General features: G+C 73.8%; 21 protein-coding genes. 12 read left to right on the top strand and 9 right to left on the bottom strand.

Features of this window, described 5'->3' with window-relative positions:
* The first annotated feature begins 44 nt into the window (after positions 1-44).
* Entirely contained in the window at positions 45-494 is a 450-nt protein-coding gene (locus ITJ55_RS06790; RefSeq protein WP_194594613.1) for a VOC family protein, read from the top strand.
* Positions 495-614: 120 nt separating this feature from the next.
* Here the strand turns inward: ITJ55_RS06790 and ITJ55_RS06785 are convergent, their stop codons facing one another.
* The 5 genes from ITJ55_RS06785 to aztB all read right to left on the bottom strand — a co-directional run bounded on the left by ITJ55_RS06785 (position 615) and on the right by aztB (position 6,223).
* Positions 615-1,649, bottom strand: a complete 1,035-nt coding sequence (locus tag ITJ55_RS06785; RefSeq protein WP_194594612.1) for a helix-turn-helix transcriptional regulator — start codon at positions 1,647-1,649, stop codon at positions 615-617.
* A gap of 184 nt (positions 1,650-1,833) precedes the next feature.
* Entirely contained in the window at positions 1,834-3,063 is a 1,230-nt protein-coding gene (aztD, locus tag ITJ55_RS06780; RefSeq protein ID WP_194594611.1) for a zinc metallochaperone AztD, read from the bottom strand.
* 29 nt (positions 3,064-3,092) lie between these two features.
* Entirely contained in the window at positions 3,093-4,040 is a 948-nt protein-coding gene (gene aztC / locus ITJ55_RS06775; RefSeq protein WP_194594610.1) for a zinc ABC transporter substrate-binding protein AztC, read from the bottom strand.
* Positions 4,037-5,278, bottom strand: a complete 1,242-nt coding sequence (locus tag ITJ55_RS06770; protein WP_194594609.1) for an ABC transporter — start codon at positions 5,276-5,278, stop codon at positions 4,037-4,039. Before ITJ55_RS06770 ends, aztC begins: the two co-directional genes overlap by 4 nt.
* 63 nt (positions 5,279-5,341) lie before the next feature.
* Positions 5,342-6,223, bottom strand: a complete 882-nt coding sequence (gene aztB / locus ITJ55_RS06765; RefSeq protein WP_194594608.1) for a zinc ABC transporter permease AztB — start codon at positions 6,221-6,223, stop codon at positions 5,342-5,344.
* 51 nt (positions 6,224-6,274) lie between these two features.
* Here aztB and aztA point away from each other — a divergent pair, with 51 nt between their 5' ends.
* The gene (aztA, locus tag ITJ55_RS06760; protein WP_194594607.1) at positions 6,275-7,060 is read left to right on the top strand and encodes a zinc ABC transporter ATP-binding protein AztA; all 786 of its coding nucleotides are present in this window, start codon (positions 6,275-6,277) and stop codon (positions 7,058-7,060) included.
* The gene (locus ITJ55_RS06755) at positions 7,057-8,109 is read left to right on the top strand and encodes a PhzF family phenazine biosynthesis protein (RefSeq protein WP_194594606.1); all 1,053 of its coding nucleotides are present in this window, start codon (positions 7,057-7,059) and stop codon (positions 8,107-8,109) included. The genes aztA and ITJ55_RS06755 overlap by 4 nt, the downstream gene beginning before the upstream one ends.
* A gap of 404 nt (positions 8,110-8,513) precedes the next feature.
* Here the strand turns inward: ITJ55_RS06755 and ITJ55_RS16350 are convergent, their stop codons facing one another.
* A complete protein-coding gene (locus tag ITJ55_RS16350; protein WP_194594605.1) occupies positions 8,514-11,108 on the bottom strand; it encodes a lamin tail domain-containing protein in 2,595 nt (864 codons plus the stop codon).
* A 206-nt stretch (positions 11,109-11,314) separates the two neighbouring features.
* On the opposite strand from ITJ55_RS16350, the gene ligD reads away from it, so the two are divergent.
* Positions 11,315-12,331, top strand: coding sequence for a non-homologous end-joining DNA ligase (gene ligD / locus ITJ55_RS06745; protein ID WP_194594604.1), 1,017 nt, complete (start codon positions 11,315-11,317; stop codon positions 12,329-12,331).
* A 103-nt stretch (positions 12,332-12,434) separates the two neighbouring features.
* Here the strand turns inward: ligD and ITJ55_RS06740 are convergent, their stop codons facing one another.
* On the bottom strand, positions 12,435-13,517 hold the full coding sequence (locus ITJ55_RS06740) for an ATP-dependent DNA ligase (RefSeq protein WP_194594603.1): 1,083 nt from the start codon (positions 13,515-13,517) through the stop codon (positions 12,435-12,437).
* Positions 13,518-13,659: 142 nt separating this feature from the next.
* Here ITJ55_RS06740 and ITJ55_RS16490 point away from each other — a divergent pair, with 142 nt between their 5' ends.
* Complete coding sequence (locus ITJ55_RS16490) at positions 13,660-14,739, top strand: glycosyltransferase family A protein (RefSeq protein ID WP_194594602.1); 1,080 nt, start codon at positions 13,660-13,662, stop codon at positions 14,737-14,739.
* A 406-nt stretch (positions 14,740-15,145) separates the two neighbouring features.
* On the opposite strand, the gene ITJ55_RS06730 is transcribed toward ITJ55_RS16490, so the two are convergent.
* Entirely contained in the window at positions 15,146-16,054 is a 909-nt protein-coding gene (locus ITJ55_RS06730) for an endonuclease/exonuclease/phosphatase family protein (RefSeq protein WP_194594601.1), read from the bottom strand.
* A gap of 130 nt (positions 16,055-16,184) precedes the next feature.
* On the opposite strand from ITJ55_RS06730, the gene tcuA reads away from it, so the two are divergent.
* The 7 genes from tcuA to ITJ55_RS06695 all read left to right on the top strand — a co-directional run bounded on the left by tcuA (position 16,185) and on the right by ITJ55_RS06695 (position 23,859).
* Positions 16,185-17,717 carry an FAD-dependent tricarballylate dehydrogenase TcuA gene (gene tcuA / locus ITJ55_RS06725; protein WP_194594600.1) on the top strand — a complete coding sequence of 511 codons (1,533 nt, stop codon included), beginning with the start codon at positions 16,185-16,187 and terminating at the stop codon, positions 17,715-17,717.
* Between the two features lie 3 nt (positions 17,718-17,720).
* Complete coding sequence (locus ITJ55_RS06720; RefSeq protein WP_370544055.1) at positions 17,721-18,437, top strand: GntR family transcriptional regulator; 717 nt, start codon at positions 17,721-17,723, stop codon at positions 18,435-18,437.
* Between the two features lie 94 nt (positions 18,438-18,531).
* Positions 18,532-19,575 carry a Bug family tripartite tricarboxylate transporter substrate binding protein gene (locus ITJ55_RS06715; protein ID WP_370544054.1) on the top strand — a complete coding sequence of 348 codons (1,044 nt, stop codon included), beginning with the start codon at positions 18,532-18,534 and terminating at the stop codon, positions 19,573-19,575.
* The gene (locus tag ITJ55_RS06710) at positions 19,572-20,162 is read left to right on the top strand and encodes a tripartite tricarboxylate transporter TctB family protein (RefSeq protein ID WP_056258960.1); all 591 of its coding nucleotides are present in this window, start codon (positions 19,572-19,574) and stop codon (positions 20,160-20,162) included. Before ITJ55_RS06715 ends, ITJ55_RS06710 begins: the two co-directional genes overlap by 4 nt.
* 3 nt (positions 20,163-20,165) lie before the next feature.
* Positions 20,166-21,722: a tripartite tricarboxylate transporter permease gene (locus ITJ55_RS06705; protein WP_194594599.1), complete on the top strand. Its 1,557-nt coding sequence runs from the start codon at positions 20,166-20,168 to the stop codon at positions 21,720-21,722.
* 209 nt (positions 21,723-21,931) lie between these two features.
* Entirely contained in the window at positions 21,932-22,735 is an 804-nt protein-coding gene (locus tag ITJ55_RS06700; protein ID WP_194594598.1) for a sugar phosphate isomerase/epimerase, read from the top strand.
* Positions 22,732-23,859: a Gfo/Idh/MocA family protein gene (locus ITJ55_RS06695; protein ID WP_194594597.1), complete on the top strand. Its 1,128-nt coding sequence runs from the start codon at positions 22,732-22,734 to the stop codon at positions 23,857-23,859. Before ITJ55_RS06700 ends, ITJ55_RS06695 begins: the two co-directional genes overlap by 4 nt.
* Positions 23,860-24,016: 157 nt before the next feature.
* Here the strand turns inward: ITJ55_RS06695 and ITJ55_RS06690 are convergent, their stop codons facing one another.
* Entirely contained in the window at positions 24,017-24,289 is a 273-nt protein-coding gene (locus ITJ55_RS06690) for a hypothetical protein (protein ID WP_194594596.1), read from the bottom strand.
* Between the last annotated feature and the right edge of the window lie 249 nt (positions 24,290-24,538).

Raw genomic sequence — 24,538 nt, 5'->3', positions numbered from 1 at the left:
CACTGTGTGCGTCACCACCTGACGACCGTTCGAAGGAGAACCCGATGGCCATGATCTTCGTCAACCTGCCCGTGACCGACCTCGACCGTGCCAAGTCGTTCTACACGGCTCTCGGTTTCACCATCAACCCGCTCTTCACCGACGACAACGCGGCCTGCGTCGTCGTCGAAAAGGATCACAGCGCGTTCATGATCCTGACCCGCGAGTTCTTCCAGACCTTCACCGACCTGCCCATCGGCGACCCGACCGCCGCGGCCTCGGTCGCGACCGCCGTGATGCTCGACTCGCGCGACCACGTCGACTCGACCGTCACGGCCGGCCTCGGCGCCGGAGGCACGGAGGCGCGCCCGGCCACCGACTACGGCTTCATGTACCAGCGCCAACTGACCGACCCCGACGGCAACATCCTCGAGTTCGGCTGGATGGACCCGAAGGCCGCCGAACAGGGCCCCGAGGCCTACGCCCAGCAGCAGGGTGCCCCCGACCCGAGCTGACGCCGCGCCGGGCGTGCTCGACGGTCGAGTGGGCTCGAACTGTCCTCCACCCGCCCGGGAAGGACGTTTGCCGCCCACTCGACCGGTGTCTCGGGGTCGGGCGGGGGCGACCAGCCCCGGCTACCGCGCGAGCGTGTCGCGCGGGTACTCGTCGAAGCGCTCGGCGTAGGCCCCCGCGAAGCGGCCGAAGTTGCCGAATCCCCACCGGCGGGCCACGTCCGACACGCGCGTCTCGGCCGGGGCGGCGGCGAGCAGTTCGTCGCGGGCGCGGTCGAGTCGCACCTGTCGCAGGTAGGCCGCGGGCGAGGTGCCGAGGTGCTCCTTCATCGAGGTCTGCAGGGTGCGGGTGTGCATGCCCGACGCGGCGGCGATGTCGGCCGGGGTCAGCGGCTCGGCGGCGTGGGCGTGGATGTACTCGACCGCGTGCCGCACCCGCGCAGCCTCCTGCGTGCGCAGGCCGACGGGCACGTCGACGGCGCGCCACGGGAAGAGGTCGAGCAGGGCCCGGGCCAGGGCCAGCTGGGCCTCGAGGCGCATGATCGGCGACGCCTGCTCCGCCACGACGGCGGCGGCGCTCGAGCCGACCGTGGCACGCCAGGCGGCGACGGCCTCGGGTCGGGGCGTGACGGCGTAGTCGAACACGATGCGTTGCGACGGGCCGCCGTGTCGTTCGGCCGCGGTCTGCTCGAGGAACGCGGTGCCCAGCTGCACCATGCTGTTCTTGCGCGGCGTCGACTCGAACGAGAAGGCCTCTTCGGCCGGCATCAGGAACGGCGTGGCGCCCTCGCTCGTGAAGGTGTGGCCGCGCTGGTGCAGGGTCGTGCGACCGCTGCGGTTCCACGCGACGATGTACTGCCCGGGGAAGGGGATCTCGCCCCGCATCGGTGCCGAGAACGACGAGGTCTGCAACACGAGCCGGTCGTCGCCCGCGAGCACGTACGAGTACTCGAAGGGGGCGTCGGTCGGTTCGGACTCGAACCGTCGGCCGCGGTAGTGCGTCTCGAGCCGCCTCGTCGCCTCGCGCAGGTCGGTGCCGCCGTCCTGCACGCGCCGGTAGGTCGTCTCGGTGCCGCCCGTCAGGTCGACGGGGTGAGGGGTGACGCCACCGGTCGCGTCGGGTTCTCCGTCGGGCTCGCTGACGTAGAAGCTCGGCATGGTGGTCCTCTCGATCCGTCGTCCGCTGCCGCCATCGTGGAGGACGGCACACGATGAGGACGGTCGCCGACGCCGGAACGTCACGAAAAAGTCGTGCCGGGGCGCGCGGGCCGCGCGCAGCCCTCGACGACGAAGGAGGCGCGGTGTCGTCGCACCGCGCCTCCTCCTCCCGTGGGCGGTCGCGTCAGTCGGCCGTCGCCACCGCGATCTCGTTCGGCGTGACGTCGAGTCGGGTCGACGTCAGCACCTCGCCCGTGGTCAGGTCGATCGCGTGCACGCCGTTCGTGGCCGGCTCGGTGACGTAGCCGACGTCGCCGGCGACGACGATCGCGGGGTGGGCCTCCTGCCACTCGGCCGGGCCCTGCCACGCGTCGATCACGGGCCACGACGCCGTCAGCTCGCCCGTCGCGGGGTCGAGCACGTGCACGGCGCCGTCGGTGCCGATGAGGTAGGCGAGGTCGCCCGGGCCGCGCGCGACGCCCCGGAAGGTGTACTCGACGCCCTCGGGCAGGTCGACCACGCCGAGCGTGTCCGCCTCGGTGTCGATCAGCGTGACGGCGTGCAGCAGGTAGCCCTCGGCGTCGGGGTCGTCCTTGTGGTCGCCGACGACGAGCGGGCTGGTCTCGCTGACGTAGGCGTTGCCCATGCGGCCGTACGGCTGCGAGGGCGAGTCGAGCTTGGTGATCGTGCCGTCGTGGTAGACCAGCGCGCCGTCCTCGCAGCCGAACACGACGGCCTCGTCGGCCGCGGTGCCCTCGCCGTGGACACCGGGGCACTGGTCGCTCTGCGCGACGACCGCGCCGCCGGCGTCGCGCACCTCGATGCCCGTCCGGCCGTCCGAGTCGCCGACCGTCGTGAGGAACGTGCCGTCCTCGAGCACGACCGAGACGCCGTGGTGTGCCTCGACGCCCTCGATCGTCTCGACGGTGGGCAGGTCGCCGTCGGTGACGGCATCCGTGAGGTCGGCCGATTCGAACACGGTGGTGTCGCTCGTACCGTCCGCGTAGAGGATCGTCTTGCCGCCGTGCCGGACGACGTGGCCCGCGGTGTCGGCGTCGAACACGAGGTCGGTCAGGGCGGGTTCGTCCGTGCTGCCCGCCGCGGTGTCGAGCACCTGGAACCCGGCGGTGGTCGTGACCATCACGTGACGACCGTCGCCGGCCGGGTTCAGGCGGGTGAACTCCTCGGCGGCGAAGTCGCCGACGGGTTCGAGGGTCTCGCCGTCGAGCACGACGACGCGGCCCTCGGACGAGACGGCCAGGCGGGGGCCGGACGAGGAGGCGCGGGTCGCGTCGCCGCCGTCCGTCGCGCCGGACGCGGTGCCGGGCCCGCCGGTCGAGCAGGCGACGAGGGTCGCGGCGACGCCGAGGGCGAGCAGCGTGCCGCCCGTTCGTCGCAGGGGGAGGGTGCGCATGAGTGTTCCTCTTTCTGGTGGACGGGCGCTCACGGCGAGAGCCCGGTGGCGATGCGCTCGGTGTCGACGCGCATCATGGTCAGGTAGTCGGGGGCGTCGCCGTCGGCCGCGGTGAGCGACTCGGTGAACAGCTCGACGACGTCGACGTGGACGTCCGCCTCGTTCGCGAGGGCCTGCACGAGCCGGTCGGGCGACGACGACTCCGCGAACACGGTCGGCACGCCCGTCGTCTCGACGGCCTCGACGAGGTCGGCGAGGTCGGACGCCGACGGGGCCGCGAGCGTCGTGCCGCCGGGGATCACGGCGCCCACGACGTCGAAGTCGAAACGGTCGGCGAGGTAGCCGAAGACGTGGTGGTTCGTCACGAGGGCACGGCGCTCGGCCGGGATCGCCGCGAACGCCGCAGTCATCTCGGCGTCGAGCCGGTCGAGGGCGGTGCGGTAGTCCGCGGTGCGGCTGGCGAGGGCGACCCCGTCGACCCCCTCGACCTCGGCGAGCACCGGTTCGAGCGCGTCGACGACGTCGAGCACGCGGCCGGGGTCGGTCCAGAGGTGCGGGTCGGGCGTGCCGGCCGCGTCGCCCTCTCGGTAGTCGAGCACGTCGATCGCGTCGCCCGCGACGAACGAGGGCGCTCCGGCCTCGACCGCCGCGTCGAGGTGCTGCTGCAACCCCTCCTCGAGGCCCAGCCCGTTCGACACGACGAGGTCGGCCGCCCGCATCCGTGCGGCCTGCTGCGCCGAGATCTCGAACGAGTGGGGGTCGGCGTCGGGCTTCATCAGCGTGACGACCTCGGCCTGGTCGCCGACCAGCTCGCCCACGACGTCACCGAGGATGTTCGTCGACACGACCACGGTGGGGCGGTCGTCCGCCGCCGGCGCGCAGGCGGTCAGGGCCAGGGCGGCGGCGGCCGTGACGGCGGCGATGCGGGCGACGGTGGCGAGCCCGGCCCGGTGGCGGATCGTCGACGGCGCGCTCATCGCCCGGTCTCCGCGACGAAGGCCGGCTCGGTCGCCGTCTCGAAGACGCGGGCGACGCGGGCGTCGTCGGCCGGGTCGATCTCGTACAGCTTCCCTTCGACCGGGGCCGAGAGGTAGGCCCGCTGCTGATCGGCGATCAGGGTGGGGACGCGACCGGCCGCGAGCGAGTCGGCGACGAGGGGCGCGGTCTCGGCCTCGATCGCGCCCGTGCTGCCCTCGAGGACGAGCACCCGGCCGTCCTGCGCGAGGGCGACGAGGCGCTGGTCTTCGTCGTCCACGGCGGTCACGTGCGCCAGCGGGGTCGCGGCCGGCAGCAGCGTCCAGGCGCGGGCCCGGGTGTCGAGCAGCCAGACGCCCTCGGAGCCGGCGAGCGCGGCCACGGTGGGTCGCCCCTCCCGGTTGTCGAACGACGTGGCGGGGGTCGCGGTGCTGCCGGCGGGGTAGGGGATGCGCTCGACGACGAGCTCGTCGTCGACGACCGTCGCGAGCCGGGCTCCGTCCGCGCAGCCGACCACGGCGCCGACGCGGGTGGTGATCGTGCCGGACGCGTCGGGGCAGGCCTCGCGGAGGCCGGTCTCGTCGCCGTCGGCGGTGCGGCCGACCAGCGTGGTCTGGTCACCGCCGCCCTCGGTGACCAGCGCGGACGACCCGACGGGGACGACCATGCCCGGGCCGGGCTCGCCCTCGAGGCGGAACCGCTCGCGCAGCTCACCGCGCGAGAGCGCCTCGGTGTCGAGCAGGACGGCGTCTCCCGACCCGGCGAAGTGCACGCCGGTCGACCCCGAGGTCGACAGGTTCGTCGTCGCGACGGTCGCCGCGCCGTCGCCCTCGACGGTGCCCAGGAGGCGCGGGTCGGCCCGGTAGTGGTGGAAGTGGTCGACGTGGTCCCACGTCCACACCCCGCTGTCGACGACCTCGAGGCCGTCGGGGGTCTCGGCGAACAGGTACCGCCCGTCCGTCGACACGGCGGACGGGGCACCGACCGAGCCGAGTTCGGTGACGCCCTCGTCGAGCAGGTCGAGGTGGTGGACGACGCCCGACGGGTCGATCGTGGTCAGCCCGAGGCGGGGCTCGGCGAGCTCTTCGGCGCCGGTGACGGCGCCGTGGCCCTCGCCGGTCGTGCCCGTCGGGGCGGCTGTGACCGGGTCGCCGCCGTCCCGGGCGGGGCCGGCCGAGCAGGCGACCAGCCCGAGGGCGAGCGTACCGGTCAGGCAGGTCGAGAGGAGGGGGGATCGCATGCGGTCCTTCCGGGTGGGGTGCGGGCAGGCGGGGCAGAGGGGTGCGGAGCGGCTGGGAGGCGGTCAGGCGACGACGGCGTCGACCGCCGGGAGGTGCGGTGCGGGTCGTCGGCGCCACCGCCGGGTCACGACGGCCCGGGCGGCTCCCGACAGCCCGGCGAAGGCCACGGCGGTGGCCGCGATCGACGCCCCCGCGGCCGTGGCCGCGTGCCACGAGACGAGCAGCCCGACGACCACGGCGAGCACCCCGACCACGGACGCGAGCACCATGCGGGTGGGCAGGCGCGTCGTCCAGGGGCCAGCCGCGACCGCCGGTGCGAGCAGCAGTCCGACGACCAGCAACGACCCGACGGCCTGGTACGAGGCGACGACGGCGAGGGTCACGAGCCCGACGAGCACGGCCTGCGCCGACCGCGGCCCGAGCCCGAGCACGGCGGCGAGGCGGGGGTCGAGCGCGAGGGCCACCAGCGGGCGGTGGAACGCGGCGGCCAGGGCCACCCCGACGACGGTCGCCGCCGCGAGCAGGGCGAGGTCGGTGGGCGAGATCGCGAGGACGTCGCCGAACAGGATCGACGTGGCGTCGGTCGCGAAGCTGCCCGAGTGCGAGACCACGACGACGCCGAGCGCGAGCATCGCGACGAACAGCAGGCCGATGCTCGTGTCGTACGAGAGCCGCCCGCGGCGTTGCAGTGCGGCGACCCCGAGGCTCATGACGACGGCGCTGAGCGCTCCGCCGACCAGGACGGGGGCGCCGAGCACCGTGGCGAGCGCGACGCCGGGCAGCAGGCCGTGGGCGAGGGCCTCGCCGAGGAAGGCCATGCCGCGCACCACCACCCAGGTGCCGACGACGCCGCACAGGACGGCGACGAGCCCGCCACCGACGAGGGCGCGCTGGACGAAGTCGAGCGAGAACGGCTCGAGGACGACGGTGGAGAAGGAGGGCACGAGACACGACCGTAGCTGAGAATGAGAATGCTTATCAACTAGGGTGGTGGCATGACGACGACCACCGCCGCCGCTCCCTCGTCCCTGGCGCGCCTCCGAGGGGTGGGGGTCGCGTTCGGCGACCGCGTGGCCCTGGCCGACGTCGACCTCGACGTGGTCGCGGGCGCCCTCACGGTGGTCGCCGGGCCGAACGGCGCCGGCAAGTCGACGCTGCTCGAGGTCGTCGCGGGCGTCCGTCCGCCGACCTCCGGCACGCGCGTGGTGACCGTGGCGGCCGCCTTCGTCCCGCAGCGCACGTCGGTGTCCGATCGTCTGCCGGTCACCGTGCGGGACGTCGTCACGGTCGGCACCTGGGGTCGCGTCGGTCGTTGGCGCCCCCTCGACCGCCCGGCCCGTGCCGCCGTCGACGAGGCGCTCGACCGCCTGGACGTCACCGACCTCGCGCACCGACCGTTCGCGGCGCTGTCGGGCGGCCAGCGGCAACGGGCCCTCCTCGCCCACGGTCTCGCCCGCGGTGCCGACCTGCTGCTGCTCGACGAGCCGACGACCGGCCTCGACGCCGGCAGCGGCGACTGCATCCGCGCGACGCTCCTCGACCAGGCGGCCGACGGCGTGGCCGTGCTCGTCGTCTCGCACGACCCGGCGCTGATCGGCGTGGCGCACCGCGTCGTCCGGCTCGAGGCGGGCCGTGTCGTCGGCGCGTCGAGGGGCGAGCGGGGGTCGGGTGCGTGGGCTGATGCCGGCGACGGGGGCGACGCCGCCCGGTCGGCCTCGGGCCACCCGACGCGAGGTGGCGCTGGCGACGAGGAGGCGCGGTGCGGCACAGTGGCGTCGTGACCGACCGCAGACCCGCGCCCGCGCCCCATCCGACCGACGCTGCGTCGGCTTCGACCGTCGAGGTGCTGCACCTGACGGCCTTCGCCGACGGCCCCGGCGGCGGCAACCCCGCCGGCGTCGTGCTCGACGCGGCGACCCTCTCGGCCGTGGACATGCTGCGGATCGCGGCTCAGGTGGGCCACGCCGAGACGGCCTTCGTCGTCGACGCGTCGGTCGCCGGGGACGACCGTCGCGTGGCCGTGCGCTACTTCTCGCCCGGGGCCGAGGTGCCGTTCTGCGGACACGCGACGATCGCCACCGCGGTCGCCCTGGCCGAACGGCGCGGGGTCGGGCCGTTCACGCTCGACACCGCGGTCGGGCCGGTCGTGATCGCGACGGCGCGGGGCGCTGGTCCGGTCGAGGCCGTAGGTGGGGCTGGGGCTCAGGCAGGTGCTGGTGCTGGTGCCGATGCCGATGCCGATGCCGATGCCGGTGCCGCGGCCGATGCGGGCCGCGACGACGGCACGGGCGTCGTGACGGCGTCGTTCACGAGCGTCGTGCCCGTCGTGCGTGACCTCGAGGCGACCGTCGCCGATCGATTGCTGGCCCTGCTCGGGCTCACCCGGGCCGACCTCGACGACCGACGTCCCCTGCGGGAGTCGTTCGCGGGCAACCGACACCCGATCGTGGCGGTGCGTGAGCTCGGCGTCTTCGACGGCTTCGGCTTCGAGCCGGCCGCCCTGCGGGCCCTGATGGACGAGCAGGGCTGGGCCGGGACGGTCACGGTGTTCTGCGACCGGGGCGTCGACGAGTCCGGAGCGACCGTCGTCGAGGCGCGCAACCTCTTCCCCGTCGGAGCGATCACCGAGGACCCTGCCACGGGCTCGGCGGCCGCGTCGCTGGGCGGGTACCTCCGTGCGCTCGACCTGATCGCGCCTCCTGCGCGGGTGGTGGTGCGGCAAGGTCGGCACGTCGGCCGGCCGAGCGTGCTCGTGGTCGACGTCCCCGTCGTCGGCGGCATCACCGTCACGGGCACGGCGACGCCGATGGCCGACGCGCCGGCCCCCTGAGCCCTGACACGCCGCCACGCCGCCTCGCCGGTGCGCCGCCCGATGCTCGCGCGATCCTGGTGCCCGCATCCCTCCTCGGCTGATCCGGTACGTACCGGATCGACAGGGGCGGGGGTGGTGGGAAAGTGTCGTGCGATCCGGTCCGTACCGGATCGGAGAGGGCGGGGGTGGTGAGGAGTGTCGTGCGATCCGATCCGATCCGATCCGTACCGGATCGGAGGGGGCGGGGGGACTGTGGTGAGTGTCGCTTGATCCGGTACGTACCGGATCGGGCGAACGGGGACATGTGCCCGCCGGGCGGGGTCGCCGGACGGGCGCGGCACGACGATGAACCCCGTTGCGAACGATGAACCCGGAAGCTTCCGGGTGCATCGTTCGACACGGGGTTCGAGAGGCGTCGCGGGTCAGTCGCGGGTGAGTCGACGACGGCGCACGACCAGGGTCGCCGCCCCCGCCAGCACGAGCAGCAGGGCAGCGGCCGCCGCCCACCGGGCGTCCGACCCGGTGAAGGCGAGCTGCCCGTCCACCGCGGCGGGGCCCGAGCCCTGCCCGACGGGCGTCACGCCCGTTCCGGGGTCGACCGGCGAACCGGGCGAACCGGGCGTCCCGGGGTCGGCCGGCGTGCCAGGGTCACCGGGCGTGCCGGGTTCACCGGGCCCGCCGGGCGTGCCGGGCTCGGCCGCGACGCCGGGGAAGGTGCCGGCGCGCAGCGAGAAGCCGTCGGTGTCGTTGTCGTCGGCGTAGAACGTCTGGCGGAACCCGTCGACGCTCGTCGCCGCCGGAGCGATCGCGAAGCCCTCGTTGGCGAGCCCCCGGTCGGCGTTCGCCGGGGCCTCAAAGACGACGTCCTCGGCGAACGCGCCCGAGTCGTCGACCGAGAACAGCGCGGTGCGGCCCGAGCAGGCCTCGTCGCAGGCGACCCAGAGCGCGTCGAGGTCGGCGTCGAACTGCAGGTCGGCGACCAGGGCGAACGACGTCGCGATCGTGGCGACCCGCTCGGACGAACCGTCGGCCGACAGGGCGTAGGCGTAGACGCTCGCGGTGCCCTCGACGCCGACGAAGAACAGCCCGTCGCCGTGGCCGGCGTAGGTGGCCGGATCGTAGGAGGCGCCGGTCGCCTCGTCGACGAAGCCCGCCTCGGTCAGCCACGCGTCGGGCACCCAGGTGATGCCCTCGAGACCCGCGTTCGCCCCCAGGCCGGGGAAGTCCGAGGCGAGGTTCCACTCGTCGGTCGCGACGAGGGTCGTGGCCGAGCCGGCCGCGGTCGTGTCGTAGCGCAGCACCGACGGGCGGCTGACCGACCCCGACGCGTTGTTGCGCTCGGTCGAGACGTAGACCCCGCCTGCAGACGAGTCGTCGGCCACCGTGACGCCCTCGGCGTCGACCACGTCGGTCGCGACGCCGCTCGGGTAGAGCAGCTTCTTGCCCGCGGCCCAGCCGTCGGTCGCCTGCGGCGCCCAGCCGCCGGCGCCGTCGGAGGTGATGCGGTAGAGCAGGCCGTCGCCGTTCTGCACGGCCCAGAGCGTGCCGGGGGTCGCGGTGCCGGTCGGCTCGTAGTCGAGGCCGCTCAGGTCGCCGGTGAAGGTGCCCTCGTCGTCGAGGGGGACCTCGTCGGGTCCGCCCGGCCAGGCCAGCGGCACCGAGACGCCCTCGAAGGTGTTGGCCGTGCCCTTGGTCGCCGCCGAGGTGACGGCGAACTCGCCCGTGCCGTCGGGTCCGCGGCCGTAGGTGGTGGCGGCGTGCGTCGTCCACGAGTACTCGTCGGCGACGGTCGAGCCGTCGGCGGCCGTCGTGCCGTCCGGCAGCAGCAGGCGCACCGAGTCGGCTCCGCCCAGCCCGAAGTCGAAGCCGGCCGAGGTCGGGGTCAGCTCGTCGAGCACGACGAACCCGCCGGGGGCGACGACCGTGCCGGCCGGGATGACGTAGCGGTGCGACGGGTCGGAGTCGGTCAGCACGTAGCCGCCGAGGTCGACCGACGTGGTGCCCACGGTGGTGAGCTCGACCCAGTCGCCGGGCGCGCCTCCTTGGCTCTCGACCTCGTTGACGCGCACGGGCGACGAGCAGTCGTTCGCCGCGCCCTTCGTCGTCGCGGTCGTCGTCGTCAGGTCACCGGGGCCGTCGGGGCAGCGGCCGTAGCTGACCGTGCTGTGGACGCTCCAGGCGTACGAGGCGACGAGCGTGCCGGCGGTGTCGAACAGGCGTGCCGAGTCGGGCTGGCCGAGCCCGAAGTCGAAGCCGACCGGGTTCGAGCCCGAGGCCTGGTCGATCACGAAGAACGCGCCGGGGTCGACGACCGAGCCCGCGGGCAGGGTGAAGGGGGTGCGGACGTCGTCCTCGTCACGGAACGTGTAGCCCGAGACGTCGACGGGAGCCGTGCCGACGTTCGTCAGCTCGACCCAGTCGGTGTCGTCGCCGTTCGACTCGACCTCGTTGATCACCACGTCGGTGGTGGCGGGCTCGGCGGGGACGGGGTCGGGGTCGCCCGGCGTGGTGGGGTCGGTCGGGGCCGGCGTCGTGACGCACGAGTTGGCCGTGCCCCGGGTGCCCGCCGCCGTGGTCGTGAACTCGCCCGTGCCGTCGGCGCAGCGGCCGTAGGTCGTCGTCGGGAACTGCGTCCAGGCGTACGAGTCGAGCAGGGTGGTGCCGTCGGCGGCGTACAACCGGACGGCGTCGTCTCGTCCGAGCCCGTAGGCGGCCGCACCCCAGACGGCGTCGTCGTTCACGTCGACGACGAGCCGCTCACCCGCCGCCAGGACGGTGTCGGCGGGCAGGGCCAGGGTCCGCGTGTCGTTGCTGTCACGCAGCACGAAGCCCGACACGTCGGTCGGGGTGGCGCCGGTGTTGAGCAGTTCGACCCAGTCGTCGGTCGTGTCGATCTCGTTGACGACGACGTCGCCGTCGGCCGCGAGGGCGGGCAGGGCGCTCGTGGCCACGAGCCCGGCGGCGGCGATCGAGCCGGCCAGGGTCAGGGCGCCGAGGCGGAGCAGGGGCGTGCGCATGCGGGGGTCCGTTCGGTCGGGTGTCGACCGAACCATCTCGGACGGAGGCGACGCGCAGGTGAACGACCCGTGAACGTGACCCCGTCGTTCGGCGGTCGACGATTTGCCTAGGCAGGGGTTGAGCGCCGGAACAGGGGGTGGGGCCGCGCCGACCCGTGCCGACCCGCGCCGACCCGCGCCGACCCGGCGGGACTAGCCTCACGGGCATGGCATCCGAGGCGACGACCCTGCGGGTGGGCGACCGCGACGTCCGCATCAGCAGTCCGTCGCGCGTGCTCTGGCCCGACCTCGGCGTGACGAAGCTCGACCTGGCCCGGTACCTGGCCGAGGTCGGCACGCCCTTCGTCGCCGCCAACGGCGACCGGCCGATCTCGTTGCAACGCTTCGGCGGCGACGTCGACGGCGAGCAGTACTTCTCGAAGAACCCGCCTCGGGGCACGCCGGACTACGTGCGCGCGGTCGACGTGACGTACCCGAGCGGCCGCGTGCACCCGCAACTCGTGGTCGACGAGCCCGCCGCCGCGGTGTGGGCCGCGCAGATGAACACCCTGGTCTTCCACCCGTGGGCGAGCCGCGCCGAGCAGCCCGACCTGCCCGACCAGCTGCGCATCGACCTCGACCCGCAGCCGGGCACGAGTTTCGCCGACGCCGTGACCGCCGCGCTCGACCTGCGGGCCGTGCTCGACGAGGCCGGCCTGACCGCGTTCGTCAAGACGAGCGGCAACCGGGGCTTGCACGTCTTCGCCCCGATCGAGCCGACGCACGAGTTCCTCGAGGTGCGGCACGCCGTCATCGCCGCGGCCCGTGAGCTCGAACGTCGCGCGCCCGACCGCGTCACCACCGCCTGGTGGAAGGAGGAGCGCGGCGACCGCCTCTTCGTCGACTACAACCAGGCCAACCGCGACCGGACCATGGCGGGGGCCTGGTCTCCGCGGGCGCTGCCCCGCGCCTCCGTGTCGTTGCCGGTGACCTGGGACGACCTGCCCGGCATCGACCCCGCCGAGCACACCGTGCTGACCGTGCCCGAGCGGCTGCAGACGCACGGCGACCCGTGGGCGTCGATGCACGAGTCGCCCGGACGCATCGACGCGTTGCTCGGCTGGTGGGAGCGCGACGTGGCCGACGGCCTCGGCGAGCTGCCGTTCCCGCCCGACTTCCCGAAGATGCCGGGCGAACCGCCCCGCGTGCAGCCCAGCCGCGCACGCAAGCCCGCCGCCGACTGACCCGCACACACGACACCGCACCGCGTTTCGTGCTTCGCACCTCGACTAGACGCGGTGCGGTGCCCGAAACGCGGTGCAGTGGCCCCGAGGAGGCGCGGGTCGCCTACGCGAGCACCTCGCCCAGGTCGTACGCCGCCGGCACCTCGAGCTGGTCGAAGCCGCACGAGCGGGCCTCGCGGTCGTCGCGCCACCGTTCGACCTGGACGGTGTGGCGGAAGCGCGTGCCCTCCATCTGGTCGTAGCGCACCTCGACCACGCGCTCGGGGCGGAGCGGCACGAACGACACGTCCTTGCCCGACGAGAAGCGGCTGCGCTCGGTCTCGGCGTGCCGCACCTCGCCGTCGTCGTCGCGGTCGACGAACGGCGCCAACTCGTCGACGAGCGCGAGGCGACGGGCGTCCGAGAACGCGGACGCGCCTCCGACGTTCGTCAGCTCGCCCGCCTCGTCGTACAGCCCCAGCAGCAGCGACCCCACCCCCGCGCCGCTCTTGTGGACGCGGTAGCCGAGCACGACCACGTCGGCGGTCCGGTGGTGCTTCACCTTGAGCATCGTCCGCTTGCCCGGAGCGTAGGAGGCGCAAGTCGGCTTCGCGACGACCCCGTCGAGCCCGGCGCCCTCGAACTCGGTCAGCCAGCGACGGGCCGTCGCGACGTCGTCGGTCGCCTGGGTGACGTGCAGGGGGTGACCCGCGCCTCCCGCGGTCTCGAGCAGCAGCGCACGACGCTCGGCGAACGGGAGGTCGAGCAGGTCGCGGTCGCCGAGGGCGAGCAGGTCGAAGGCGACGAACGTCGCCGGGGTGTCGACGCTGAGCGTGGCGACGCGCGAGGCGGCGGGGTGGATGCGCTGGCCGAGGGCCTCCCAGTCGAGCCGTTCGTGGCCCGGCTCGCCGGTGCGGACGACGATCTCGCCGTCGAGGACGCACGGCCCGGGCAGCACGCGCGCGAGGGCCTCGACGAGTTCGGGGAAGTACCGGGTGAGCATCTTCGATCCGCGGCTGCCGATCTCGATCGTCAGCGGGGCGTCGTCCGGGGCGCCGGCCTCGGCCCGCACGGCGTAGACGATGCCGCGGAACCCGTCCCACTTCGGCTCGTAGCTCAGCCCGCCCTCGACGGAGTCGGGCTCGGGCACCTCGGCCACGGCCTTGGCGAGCATCGGGACGATCGGTTCGGCGGCGGTCGGGATCATGCGCCGAGTCTGCTCCCGCCGGGCGGACGCGCGGCCAGACCCCGGGATTCCGCCGAGACCCCCGTGCGCGCACGGGGGTCTCGGCGACTTCGTGGGGTGTGGGCGGTCGACGGGAACGCCCTCGACCGGGTTGGATGGGCTGGTGCGTGTCTGTGTGGTCGTCCCCGTCCGAGACGACGGAGCCCTGCTCGACGCGTGCCTCCGGTCGCTCGCCCGGCAGACCCTGGTGCCCGACGAGGTGATCGTCGTCGACAACGGCAGCACCGACGACACGGTCGAGGTGGCCCTGCGCCACGGGGCCCGCGTGGTCACCGAGCCTCAGGTGGGCATCGCCGCGGCCGCGAGCACCGGCTACGACGCCGCCGCCGGGGTGGGGTCCGAGGCCGGCACCGAGCCGCCCGCCGACCTGATCGGCCGGGTCGACGCCGACAGCGTCCTGCCGCGCACCTGGGTCGCCGACCTCGTGGGCACCCTCGCCGCCGACCCCGACGTGCTGGCCGTCAGCACGAACGCCCGCTTCTACGACGCGCCCGTCGGCGTCGAGCGCCTGCTGTCGGCCCTCTACGTCGGCGCGTACCACCTCGTCATCGGGGCGGCCCTGGCGCATTGGCCGCTGTTCGGCTCGACGATGATGATGCGTCGCACCGCCTGGCTCGACGTGCGCGACGAGGTGCACCGGCACGAGATCCTGCTGCACGACGACATGGACCTCGCCCTGCACCTCGGCGACCGTCAGCTCGCCGGACGTGGTCGCATCGCCTACCGCCGCGACGTCGTCACGGGCATCTCGGCCCGGCCGCTCGACCCGGGCAACGCCCCGTGGCTGCGCACCTACCGGGCGCTGCACTCGTTCACGGTGCACGGCAACGACGGGTTGCCCTGGTCGCGCTGGTTGCGGGCCGACCCGGCCGGGCTCTTCACGCGCCTCGGCTGGACGCCGTCACCGGTGGTGGACGCGCGGGCGGCCGTGGCCGACGGCGTCGACCCCGCCGACGACCCCGGACGAGGAGGCGCGCGCGACGCGCTCACGGACGTCGCCCCCCACGACGAACGGCAGCGCCAGCCCGACCAGCAGCGAGCCGAGGCCGCCCGCGGCGAGGTCGCCGATCGTGTCGTCGTAGCCCACGAAGATCGCGGAGTCGACGAGGGTGTGGCCCGCCCACTCGCCCATCTCCCACAGGGTGCCCGCGGCCAGGCCGAAGGCGACCGTCAGCACGACTGAGCCGACGCGGGCGGAGCGACCCGCGCCTCCTCGTCCGGCGTGGACGAGCGACACCACCCAGCCGGCCCGCTGGGCGAGCACGACGACGACCGCGGCCAGCAGGCCGTTGAGCACGAAGTGCACGACCGTGTCGTACCCGGTGATGCGCGTGTAGAGCTCGAAGACGCTGCTCCAGGCGGCGCCGAGGACGGCGACGCCGACCATCAGGTCGACCGAGGCGCGCAGGCCCAGCATGCGGGGCACGAGGGTGCCGAGCAGCGCGAGCATGAGCACCGCGATCTCGACGACGCCCCACCCGACGCCGACGACGACGACGCTCAGGGCGGCGATGACGCGCACGGCGTCGGCGACGTACTCGAAGGTGCCGTGCGGGCGGCGCAGGAAGGTCTCGGCGACGGTGGGCATGTCAGTCCTCCTGGGGGCGGTGCGGCCAGCGCACGACGGCGTGCACCGGGTCGTGGTCGGAGGGGGCGACGCCGCCGGGGCGCAGGGCCCCGACGCCCGCCCGCTCGACGTGGGCGGCGCCGTCGACGAGCAGCCAGTCGAGGCGACGGCCCCCGACGCGCGGTGGACCGTAGTTCGAGTACGAGCCCCAGCCGGGGTCGAGGCGTTCGTCGGCGACCTCGCGGCTGTCGACCAGTCGCCCGCGGGTCAGCTCGCGGTGGGCGGGGGAGTCGACGACGGCGTTGAAGTCGCCCATCACCGCGACGGGCCCCTCGAGGGCGTCGGTGAAGGTGCGCAGCTGCAGGGCCGAGTGTCGCCGCGACCGGGCCGAGAGGTGGTCGAAGTGCGTCACGACGACGTGCAACCGGGCGCCCGTGGCGAGGTCGGCGAGCTCAGCGTGGACGGCCGTGCGGGGGATCATGTTGCCGTAGGTGTGCGACCCGGGCACGCGGGGCGTGGCCGACAGCCAGAACGACTCGTGCCGCACGATCCGCAGCCGGGTGGTGTCGACGTGCAGCTCGACGCGCTCGCCGCCGCGGTCGCGGTCGCGCCCGGTCCCCACCGACGCGTACCGCTCGCCGAGGGCCTCCGCGAGCTGCGCGGACTGGTCGGGCAGCGCCTCCTGGATGCCGAGCACCGACGGGCGCTCGGCCTCGAGCAGGAGGCGCAGCGCCGGCAGGCGGGACGCCCAGCGGTCGGCCCGTGCGTGCCTCGTCGAGAGCACCTGGGGCATGCGGCGACGGACGTTGTAGGTCATGAGGTGCAGGTCGGGGGCGTCCACCGGGCCCACCACCGGCACCACGGCGTCGTCACCCTCGCCGGGGGTGGCGGGGGCGGGGGAGGCGGCGGTCGGGTCGGTCGGGGGCGTCATGACAGGTGCGACGGTAGGCCGTCCTGCGCGGCCGCGCCCGTTCGGGGGATCGGCGGACGAACGGCCTCGCAGCCTCGACACCGTGCGGATTAGTGTATACACTAATGATCCGTCTCGACGAGGAGAACCCATGCCCGACACGCCCCTGCCCGAGTCCGTCGACGTCGTCGTGGTGGGCGGTGGCAACGCCGGTTTCACCGCGGCCCACGCCGCCGCCTCACGAGGTCGCCGGGTGCTGTTGCTCGAGCGGGGTGGTGAGGCCGAGTCGGGTGGCAACAGCTACTACACCGCGGGGGCGACCCGCATCGCGCACGCCGGGCTCGCCGACCTGGTCGACATCGTCGAGCCCGACGACCGGCACGACGTCACCGAGGTGCCGCCGTACCCGGCCGCCGAGTACGCGGCCGACCTCCGGAAGGTGACCTCGGGTCGCAACGACCCCGACATGACCGCCGTGCTCGTCGACGAGTCGCGCGACGCCGTCGCCTGGCTGCACGACCTGGGCCTCCGCTACCGCCTGATGTACGAGCGTCAGGCGTACGAGCGCGACGGCGGCGGCTACCTGTTCTGGGGCGGGCTCCACCTCGGCAACGTCGACGGGGGCAAGGGCCTGATCGCCGACCATCGCGCCGTCGCCGACCGGCTCGGCTACCGGGTCGCCTACGGGGTCCGCGTGACCGGGTTCGTCACGTCCCCGGCCGACGGCGCGGCGGGTGCCGAGGGCACGTCGGCAGGAGGCGCGGCGCCCGTCTCGGTCACGGGCGTGACCTGCGTCGACGCCGAGGGCCGCGAGCACGAGGTGCGGGCCGAGTCCGTGGTCGTCGCGTCGGGTGGGTTCGAGTCGAGCCCCGAGCTGCGAGAGCGCCACCTCGGCCCGGGCTGGGGCTCGGCCGTCGTGCGCGGCACGCCCCTCAACACGGGCGAGCTGATCGAGGCCGCCCTCGACCTCGGTGCCGCCCGTGGCGGTGACTGGTCCACCGCGCACAGCGTGCAGTGGGACGCCTTCCACCCCGACAACGAGGGCAACCGCGAGCTGACCAACCGCTTCACCCGCCAGAGCTACCCGCTCGGGGTCATCGTGAACCGCGAGGGCCGACGCTTCGTCGACGAGGGCGAGGACTTCCGCAACTACACGTACGCCAAGTTCGGCGGGCGCATCCTCGAACAGCCCGGCGGCATCGCCTACCAGGTCTTCGACGCGACCCTGCGTCCGATGCTGCGCACCGAGGAGTACGACATGCCCGGCATCAGCGTCGTGCAGGCCCACACGCTCGAGCAGCTCGCCGCCTCGCTCGACGTCGACGCGGCGGCGTTCGTCGCGACGATCCGCGAGTACAACGCCTCGATCGACCTCTCGCTGCCGTGGGACCCGACCGTCAAGGACGGCCGTCGGGCCGACGTCACGCCCCCGAAGAGCAACTGGGCGACGCCCCTCGAGACGGGTCCGTTCTTCGCCTACCCTGTGACCTGTGGCATCACCTTCACCTTCGGCGGACTGGCGGGCGACGTCGACGGCCGGGTGCGACGCGACGACGGGTCGACCGTGCCGGGACTCTTCGCCGTCGGCGAGGCGCTCGGCGGGCTCTTCTCCGGCAACTACCCCGGGGGTTCCGGCCTGGCGGCAGGGGCGGTGTTCGGCCGGCGGGCCGGCCTGGCCGCCTAGCCGGTGAGGTCGGCGAGCGCCGCGGATGCGGCCGCGGCCGACGTGCGCGGTGACGGGGCCGAGCGGCCCACGCGACACGACGGCGACTCCATCCACGACGAGCTGCGCGCGCAGATCCTGTCGGGCGCCATCCCGCCCGGTGCCGCGTTGCGCGAGGTCGTGCTGGCCGAGCGTTTCGGCGTCTCGCGCACGCCCGTGCGCGCCGCTCTCGGGCGGCTCGAGCACGAACGGCTGCTCGAACGCGGTGCCCGGGGCCTCTTCGTCAAGCGCGTCGACGCACGCGAGGTCGTGCAGGTCTACGACGTGCGCATCATGCTCGAGGCCGAGGTGGCGGCGCAGGCCGCCGGCACCCGCGACGACCACGACCTCGAACGGCTCGACGGGCTCGTGGCCCGCGACCGCGCGCTCGTCGACCCGTCCGACCGCCTGCGCATGACGACGAACCTCGAGTTCCACGCCGCCCTGTGGGACGCCGCGCACAACCCCGTGCTGCTCGACCTGCTCGAACGGCTGTCGGTCCACCTGATCCACACCCCGAGCTCGACCCTGTCGGTGGGGGACCGCTGGGTCGAGGCCCTCGACGAGCACGCCCTGATCGTGGCGGCGATCCGCGACCGCGACGCCGTGCGCGCCGGCGCCGTCGCCCGGCGGCACATGCAGCGCGCCCGCGAGATCCGGCTCGACCTGTTGCGGCTCGAGGTCGACGCCGAACTGGGCTGACCCGCCCGGCCGAGCGCGCCTCCTCGTTGACGCCCGGGGCTCGTCACTGTATACAGAGTGTGACGAAGACGTCGACGATCGATGAGGAGCAACGGTGCCCGCAGACGAACGCGCCCCCGGCGGGGGCCTTCGAGACCGCATCGGCCTGGGGGTGGTCGTGGCCCTCGCGATCGCCGTCGTGGTCGCCCTCGTGACGACCAACCTGGCCCGCAGCGCCAGCCCGGCGACCGCCATCCAGGCCGCCCTCGGCGGTCAGCAGCTGCGCATCATGGCGCCGGCCAACCCCGGCGGCGGCTGGGACCAGACGGCCCGCGCCATGCAGTCCTCGCTCGCCGACGTGATCGGCCGCAGCGAGGTCTACAACGTCGGAGGCGCGGGCGGCACCCCGGGCCTCGCCCAGTTCGTCCAGCACCGCGGCGACGCGAGCCAGCTGATGGCCACCGGCGCGATCATGATCGGTGCCGTCATCACGAACGAGTCGCCGTACTCGCTGCAGGACGTCACGATGCTGGCCCGGTTGAGCACCGAGTACCTCGTGCTGGTCGTGCCGGCCGACTCCGAGATCGAGTCCCTCGACCAGTTCGCCCAGCTCATGCGCGACGACGTCGGCGCCCAGTCCATCTCGGGCGGCTCGGCGGGCGGGGTCGAGCAGATCCTCGCCGGCCTGTTCGCGCAGGCGGCCGGTGCCGACCCGGCCGAGGTCTCGTACGTCGCCCACTCGGGCGGCGGCGAGGCGCTCACCACGCTGCTCTCGGGTCGGTCGACCGCCGGCATCTCGGGCATCAGCGAGATCGCGCCCTACATCACCGACGGTTCGGTGCGGGCGCTCGCGGTGTCGAGCCCCGAGCGGGTCGAGAACCTGCCCGACGTGGCGACCTTCCACGAGCAGGGCCTCGACGTCGAGCTGCAGAACTGGCGCGGCGTCGCCGCGCCCCCCGGCATCAGCGAAGAAGACGAGGAGGCGCTGGTCACCATGCTCACCGAGATGCACGACACCGAGGCCTGGGGCGACATCGTCCAGACCCGCGGGTGGGGCGACGAGTTCCTCACCGGCCCCGAGTTCGACGAGTTCGTCGCCGCGCAAGAGGAGACCATCGGCACGGTCCTCGACGACATCGGGCTCGGAGGCGACCGATGAGCGCCCGTCGTCGCGAGAAGCCGGGGCCGCCCGGCCTCGACACCACCGAGGTGCGGACAGTCCGCGACCGCCGCGCCGCGCCTCCGTCGTCCGTCGCCGCGCGGGCCGTCGACCACCCGGCGGTGGTCAGCGGCGCCGTCACGGCCGTCGTCGGCCTGCTGCTCGTCGTGGCCGCGGTCGTCGTGCTGAGCGACGCCGCGTCGCTTCGCCCGACCAGCGAGCCGCTCGGGCCGGCGGCCTTCCCGACCATCATCGGGGTGCTGCTCGCGGTGGTGGGTGCCGCGCTCGTCGTCGTCAACCTGCGCTTCGTCCTGGTCGTCGTGCGTCGCGGCGTCGGCCCGGTCAGCCCGCGCCTCTGGAGCGTGCTCGGCCTCTTGGCCGGCATCGTCGTCTACGGGCTGCTGCTGCCGTTCGTCGGCTTCACCGTCGTCTCGGTGGCCCTGTTCGTGGCCGGGGCGCTCGTGCTCGGCTCGCCACGACCGTGGTGGCGCCTGGCCCTCTACGGCCTCGTGCTCGCCGGCGTCATCGTCCTGCTGTTCGACCGCGTGATCGGCCTGGCCCTGCCGGCCGGGCCCTGGGGGTTCTAGACCATGGACCAGCTGAACCTGTTGATGCAGGGCTTCGAGGCGGCCCTCACGCCCGAGAACCTGCTCTGGGCGCTGCTCGGCGTCACCATCGGCACCGCGGTCGGCGTGCTGCCCGGCATCGGGCCGGCGCTCACGGTGGCGCTGCTGCTGCCCATCACCTTCCGCCTCGACCCGGCGGCGGCGCTGATCCTGTTCGCCGGCATCTACTACGGCGGCATGTACGGCGGGTCGACGACGTCGATCCTGCTGAACACCCCGGGGGAGTCCGCCTCGATCGTCTCGGCGATCGAGGGCAACAAGATGGCCAAGGCCGGTCGCGCGGCGTCGGCCCTCGCCACCGCCGCACTCGGCTCGTTCGTCGCCGGCACGGTCGGCACGATCGCCATCACCTTCGTCGCCCCGTGGGTGGCCGACTTCGCCGTCCAGCTCGGGCCGCCCGAGTACGTCGCCCTCATGGTGATCGCGTTCGTGACCGTGTCCGCGCTGCTCGGCCCGAGCCTCCTGAAGGGCGCCGCGAGCCTGCTGATCGGCCTGACCATCGGACTCGTCGGCATCGACGCGCAGTCCGGCCAGGCCCGGCTCGCCTTCGGCAACGGCGGCCTCTTCGACGGCATCGACGTCGTGCTCGTGGTCGTCGGCCTCTTCGCCATGAGCGAGGCCCTCGGCCACGTCCTGGCGAAGACCGGTCGCACGACCGTCCAGCCGGTCAAGGGGCGTGCCCTGCTGACCCGCGACGAGTTCAAGCGCTCGTGGCCCGCCTGGCTGCGCGGCACGGCCCTCGGGTTCCCGATCGGGTCGCTGCCGGCCGGAGGGGCCGAGATCCCGACCTTCCTGTCGTACGCGACCGAGAAGCGGCTGTCGAAGCACAAGGACGAGTTCGGCCACGGCGCCATCGAGGGCGTCGCCGGGCCCGAGGCCGCGAACAACGCCGCCGCGGCGGGCGTGCTCGTGCCGCTGCTGACCATCGGCCTGCCCACCTCGGCCACCGCCGCGGTCATCCTCACGGCGTTCCAGTCGTACGGCCTGCAGCCCGGGCCGACCCTGTTCGCCGAGTCGGGCGACCTCGTCTGGGCGCTCATCGCGTCGCTCTACATCGGCAACGTGATGCTGCTCGTGCTCAACCTGCCGCTGGTCAAGGTGTGGGCCAGGGTGCTGACCATCCCGGCGTGGGCCATCTACGCCGCGGTCGTCGTGTTCGCCTGCCTGGGTGCCTACTCGGCCGGCGGGTCGACCACCGACCTCTTCCTGCTCGCGGGCATCGGTGCGCTCGGCCTGCTGCTGCGCATCGCCGACATCCCGGTGGCCCCGGCCGTCGTCGGGCTGATCCTCGGGCCGCTGCTCGAGCAGCAGCTGCGCCGGGCGATGATCCTGTCCGAGGGCGACCCCGGCATCCTCGTGTCGAGCCCGCTGACCGTCGGGCTGTGGATCGCGATCGCCGTCGTCCTCGTGGTGCCGGGGGCCCTCTCGCTCGGCCGCCGTCGTCGGCGCATCCTCGCCGAGCGCGTCGAGACGGGTGCCGTGCGCACGGTCGACGACCGCGAGACGGCCGACCGGCGGTGAACCCGGGAGGCGCGGGTCGGCCACCGTCCGCGCCTCCCGACCCGCGCCTCCTGCGCCTCCCCGCGACGCGGGCGTCGCTCGGGCGGATGGGCGACGGTCGTCGTCGAGGCCCGCTCGGTGTCGATTCGCGGCGATCTTTTGTCAACGGTCGACATAAGTGGCAGGATCGACCCGAGCCACCCGCCGTCACCACGACAAAGGAGTCCCCCATGCCCTCGTCACCCTCCGTGCAGCTGTACACGGTCCGAGACGCCGTCTCGGCCGACCTGCAGGGCGCCGTCGCCCGCATCGCCGAGATCGGCTTCACCAAGGTCGAGCCGTACTCGTTCGTCGAGCGCGCCGACGAGTTCGAGAAGGCCTTCGCCGACTCGGGCGTCACCGCCCCGTCGGGCCACGCACCGGTCATCGACTCCGACGAGCCCGAGAAGGCCTTCGCCGCGGCGGCCCAGCTCGGCATCGGCACCGTCATCGACCCGTTCATCCCGAGCGACCGGTGGCAGACCGCCGACGACGCGCGGGCCATCGCCGACCGCGTCAACGAGCTGCAGGTGCTCGCCGCGGCCTCTGGCCTGCGCTTCGGCTACCACAACCACCAGTGGGAGTTCGCGAACCAGGTCGACGGCCGACCCGTCTACGACTTCTTCCTCGAGCGCCTGAACGACGACGTCGTCCTCGAGATCGACACGTTCTGGTCGACCGTCGGCGGCATGGACACCCCCGCGCTGCTGCGCTCGTTGGGCGACCGCGTGCAGTTCTTGCACGTCAAGGACGGCAAGATCTCGGGCGACATCGCCACGGCCCTGCCGAGCAGCGAGAGCGCCCTCGAGGTGCCGGACGCGCTCGCCGCCGCCTTCAAGAACCAGACCCCGGCCGGCCAGGGCGACGTCGACGTGGCGGCCGTGCTCGCGGCCGCGCCGCACGCGCTGCGCGTCGTCGAGTTCGACGACTACGCGAAGGACGTCTTCGACGGCGTCGCCGAGTCGTTCGCCTGGCTGCAGGAGAACGACAAGTGAGCGGCCTCGATGCCACGGGCGGTCGCACCGGCCGCGTCGGCGTCGGCGTCATCGGCGCGGGCGTCATCAGCGGCACCTACCTCGAGAACATGACGCGCTTCGCCGACCTCGAGGTGCTCTTCGTCGCCGACATCGACCTCGACCGCGCGAAGGCGCAGGCCGAGGCCCACGGCGTGCCCGGGCACGGCACGGTCGACGAGCTGCTCGCGATCGACGACATCGAGATCGTCGTCAACCTGACGATCCCCGCCGTCCACGCCGAGGTCGGTCGTCGCATCGTCGCCGCCGGCAAGAACGTCTGGAGCGAGAAGCCCCTCGCGCTCGACCACGACTCGGCCCGAGACCTGCTCGCCGCCGCCGAGGCCGCCGGCGTCCGCGTCGCCTGCGCGCCCGACACCGTGCTCGGTGCCGGCGTGCAGACCGCCATGCGGGCCATCGCCCGCGGCGACATCGGCCAGCCGCTGACGGCGACCACGATGTTCCACGTGCCCGGGCCCGAGTCGTGGCACCCCAACCCCGACTTCCTCTTCGCTATCGGCGCGGGCCCCCTGTTCGACATGGGGCCGTACTACGTGACGACGCTCGTGCACGCCTTCGGCTCGGCCAGCCGGGTCAGCGCCGTGTCGTCGAAGTCGTTCGACACGCGCACGGTCGGCAGCGGCCCCCGGGCCGGTGAGACCTTCCCCGTCGAGGTGCCGACGCACCACGCGGCCCTGATCGAGTTCGCGGGCGGGCAGTCGGCACAGTCGACGTTCTCGTTCCAGAACGCGCTGCCGCGCATGGGGTTCGTCGAGATCAGCGGCACCGAGGGCACCCTCGTGCTGCCCGACCCGAACACGTTCGAGGGCGACTCGAGCCTCTGGCGCTTCGGCCGGGACGAGCCCGAGACGCTCACGGCCGCAGGGTCGACCTACGGCCGCGGGTCGGGCGTGCTCGACCTCGCCCGGGCCATCCGTGGCGGAGACGCCGAGCGGGCCAGCGGGGCGGTCGCCTCGCACGTGCTCGACGTCCTGCTGGCGATCTCGTCGGCCGCCGAGCAGGGTTCGCCCGTGGCCGTCGAGTCGGCCGTGCAGCAGCCCGTGCCGCTCGACGAGGGCTGGGACCCGTCCGCCGCGACGTTGTAGCCGGTCACCGCGCCGACGAGACACGACATGCCGCCCACCTCTCGAGGTGGGCGGCATGTCGTCTGAGGCGGCGGGGTGGGGCGTCGTCGGGGACGCGACCCGCGCCTCCTCGGGCAGGGCCGCACGGGTTCAGGTCGTGCGGCCGGGAGGGGCGTGACTACGCGGTGCGGACCGAACCGGTCGCCGTGTGGATCGAGCCGGTGGCCGTGCGGACGGACGCCGTCACGGTCGAGAGGCGGCGCAGCGCGCTCGCGGTGTAGCGGCCGATCGACAGGTCGCGGCGGGCGGTCGTGCTGACGTAGGTGCCGGGCGTGACGTCGGCGGCGACGGAGCCGACGTACGAGCCGACGGTCGCGGGGGCGGACGTGCCGACGTAGCGGCCGCCGAGGGGGGTGGTGGCGGTGCGGGTGGTCGTGGCGGTGGTGTTCACGGTGACTCCTCGGGCTGGGCTGGTGCTGGTGGGTGCTGCTGGTCGGGGGCCCGCGATCGGTTCGATCGAGCGGGCGGTGACCGGCGAGGGAGGGCTCGGCCGAGGTGCTCGACGGTTGCCCTGGCCTCCGTCGGCGTTGACACCACTCTACGCCTTCTTTTGAATGAGTCAAAACAATGGCGGGGCCGCGCAGCGGTTTCCGGACACTCGCCCGGCGCAGGACGCACCACGGTCGCGGGGGGGGGGGGG

Source organism: Frigoribacterium sp. VKM Ac-1396 (assembly GCF_015350895.1).
Classification (GTDB): Bacteria; Actinomycetota; Actinomycetes; order Actinomycetales; family Microbacteriaceae; genus Frigoribacterium.
The sequence above is the reverse complement of the archived record's forward strand: the minus strand, read 5'-3'. Positions and strand labels throughout refer to the sequence as shown.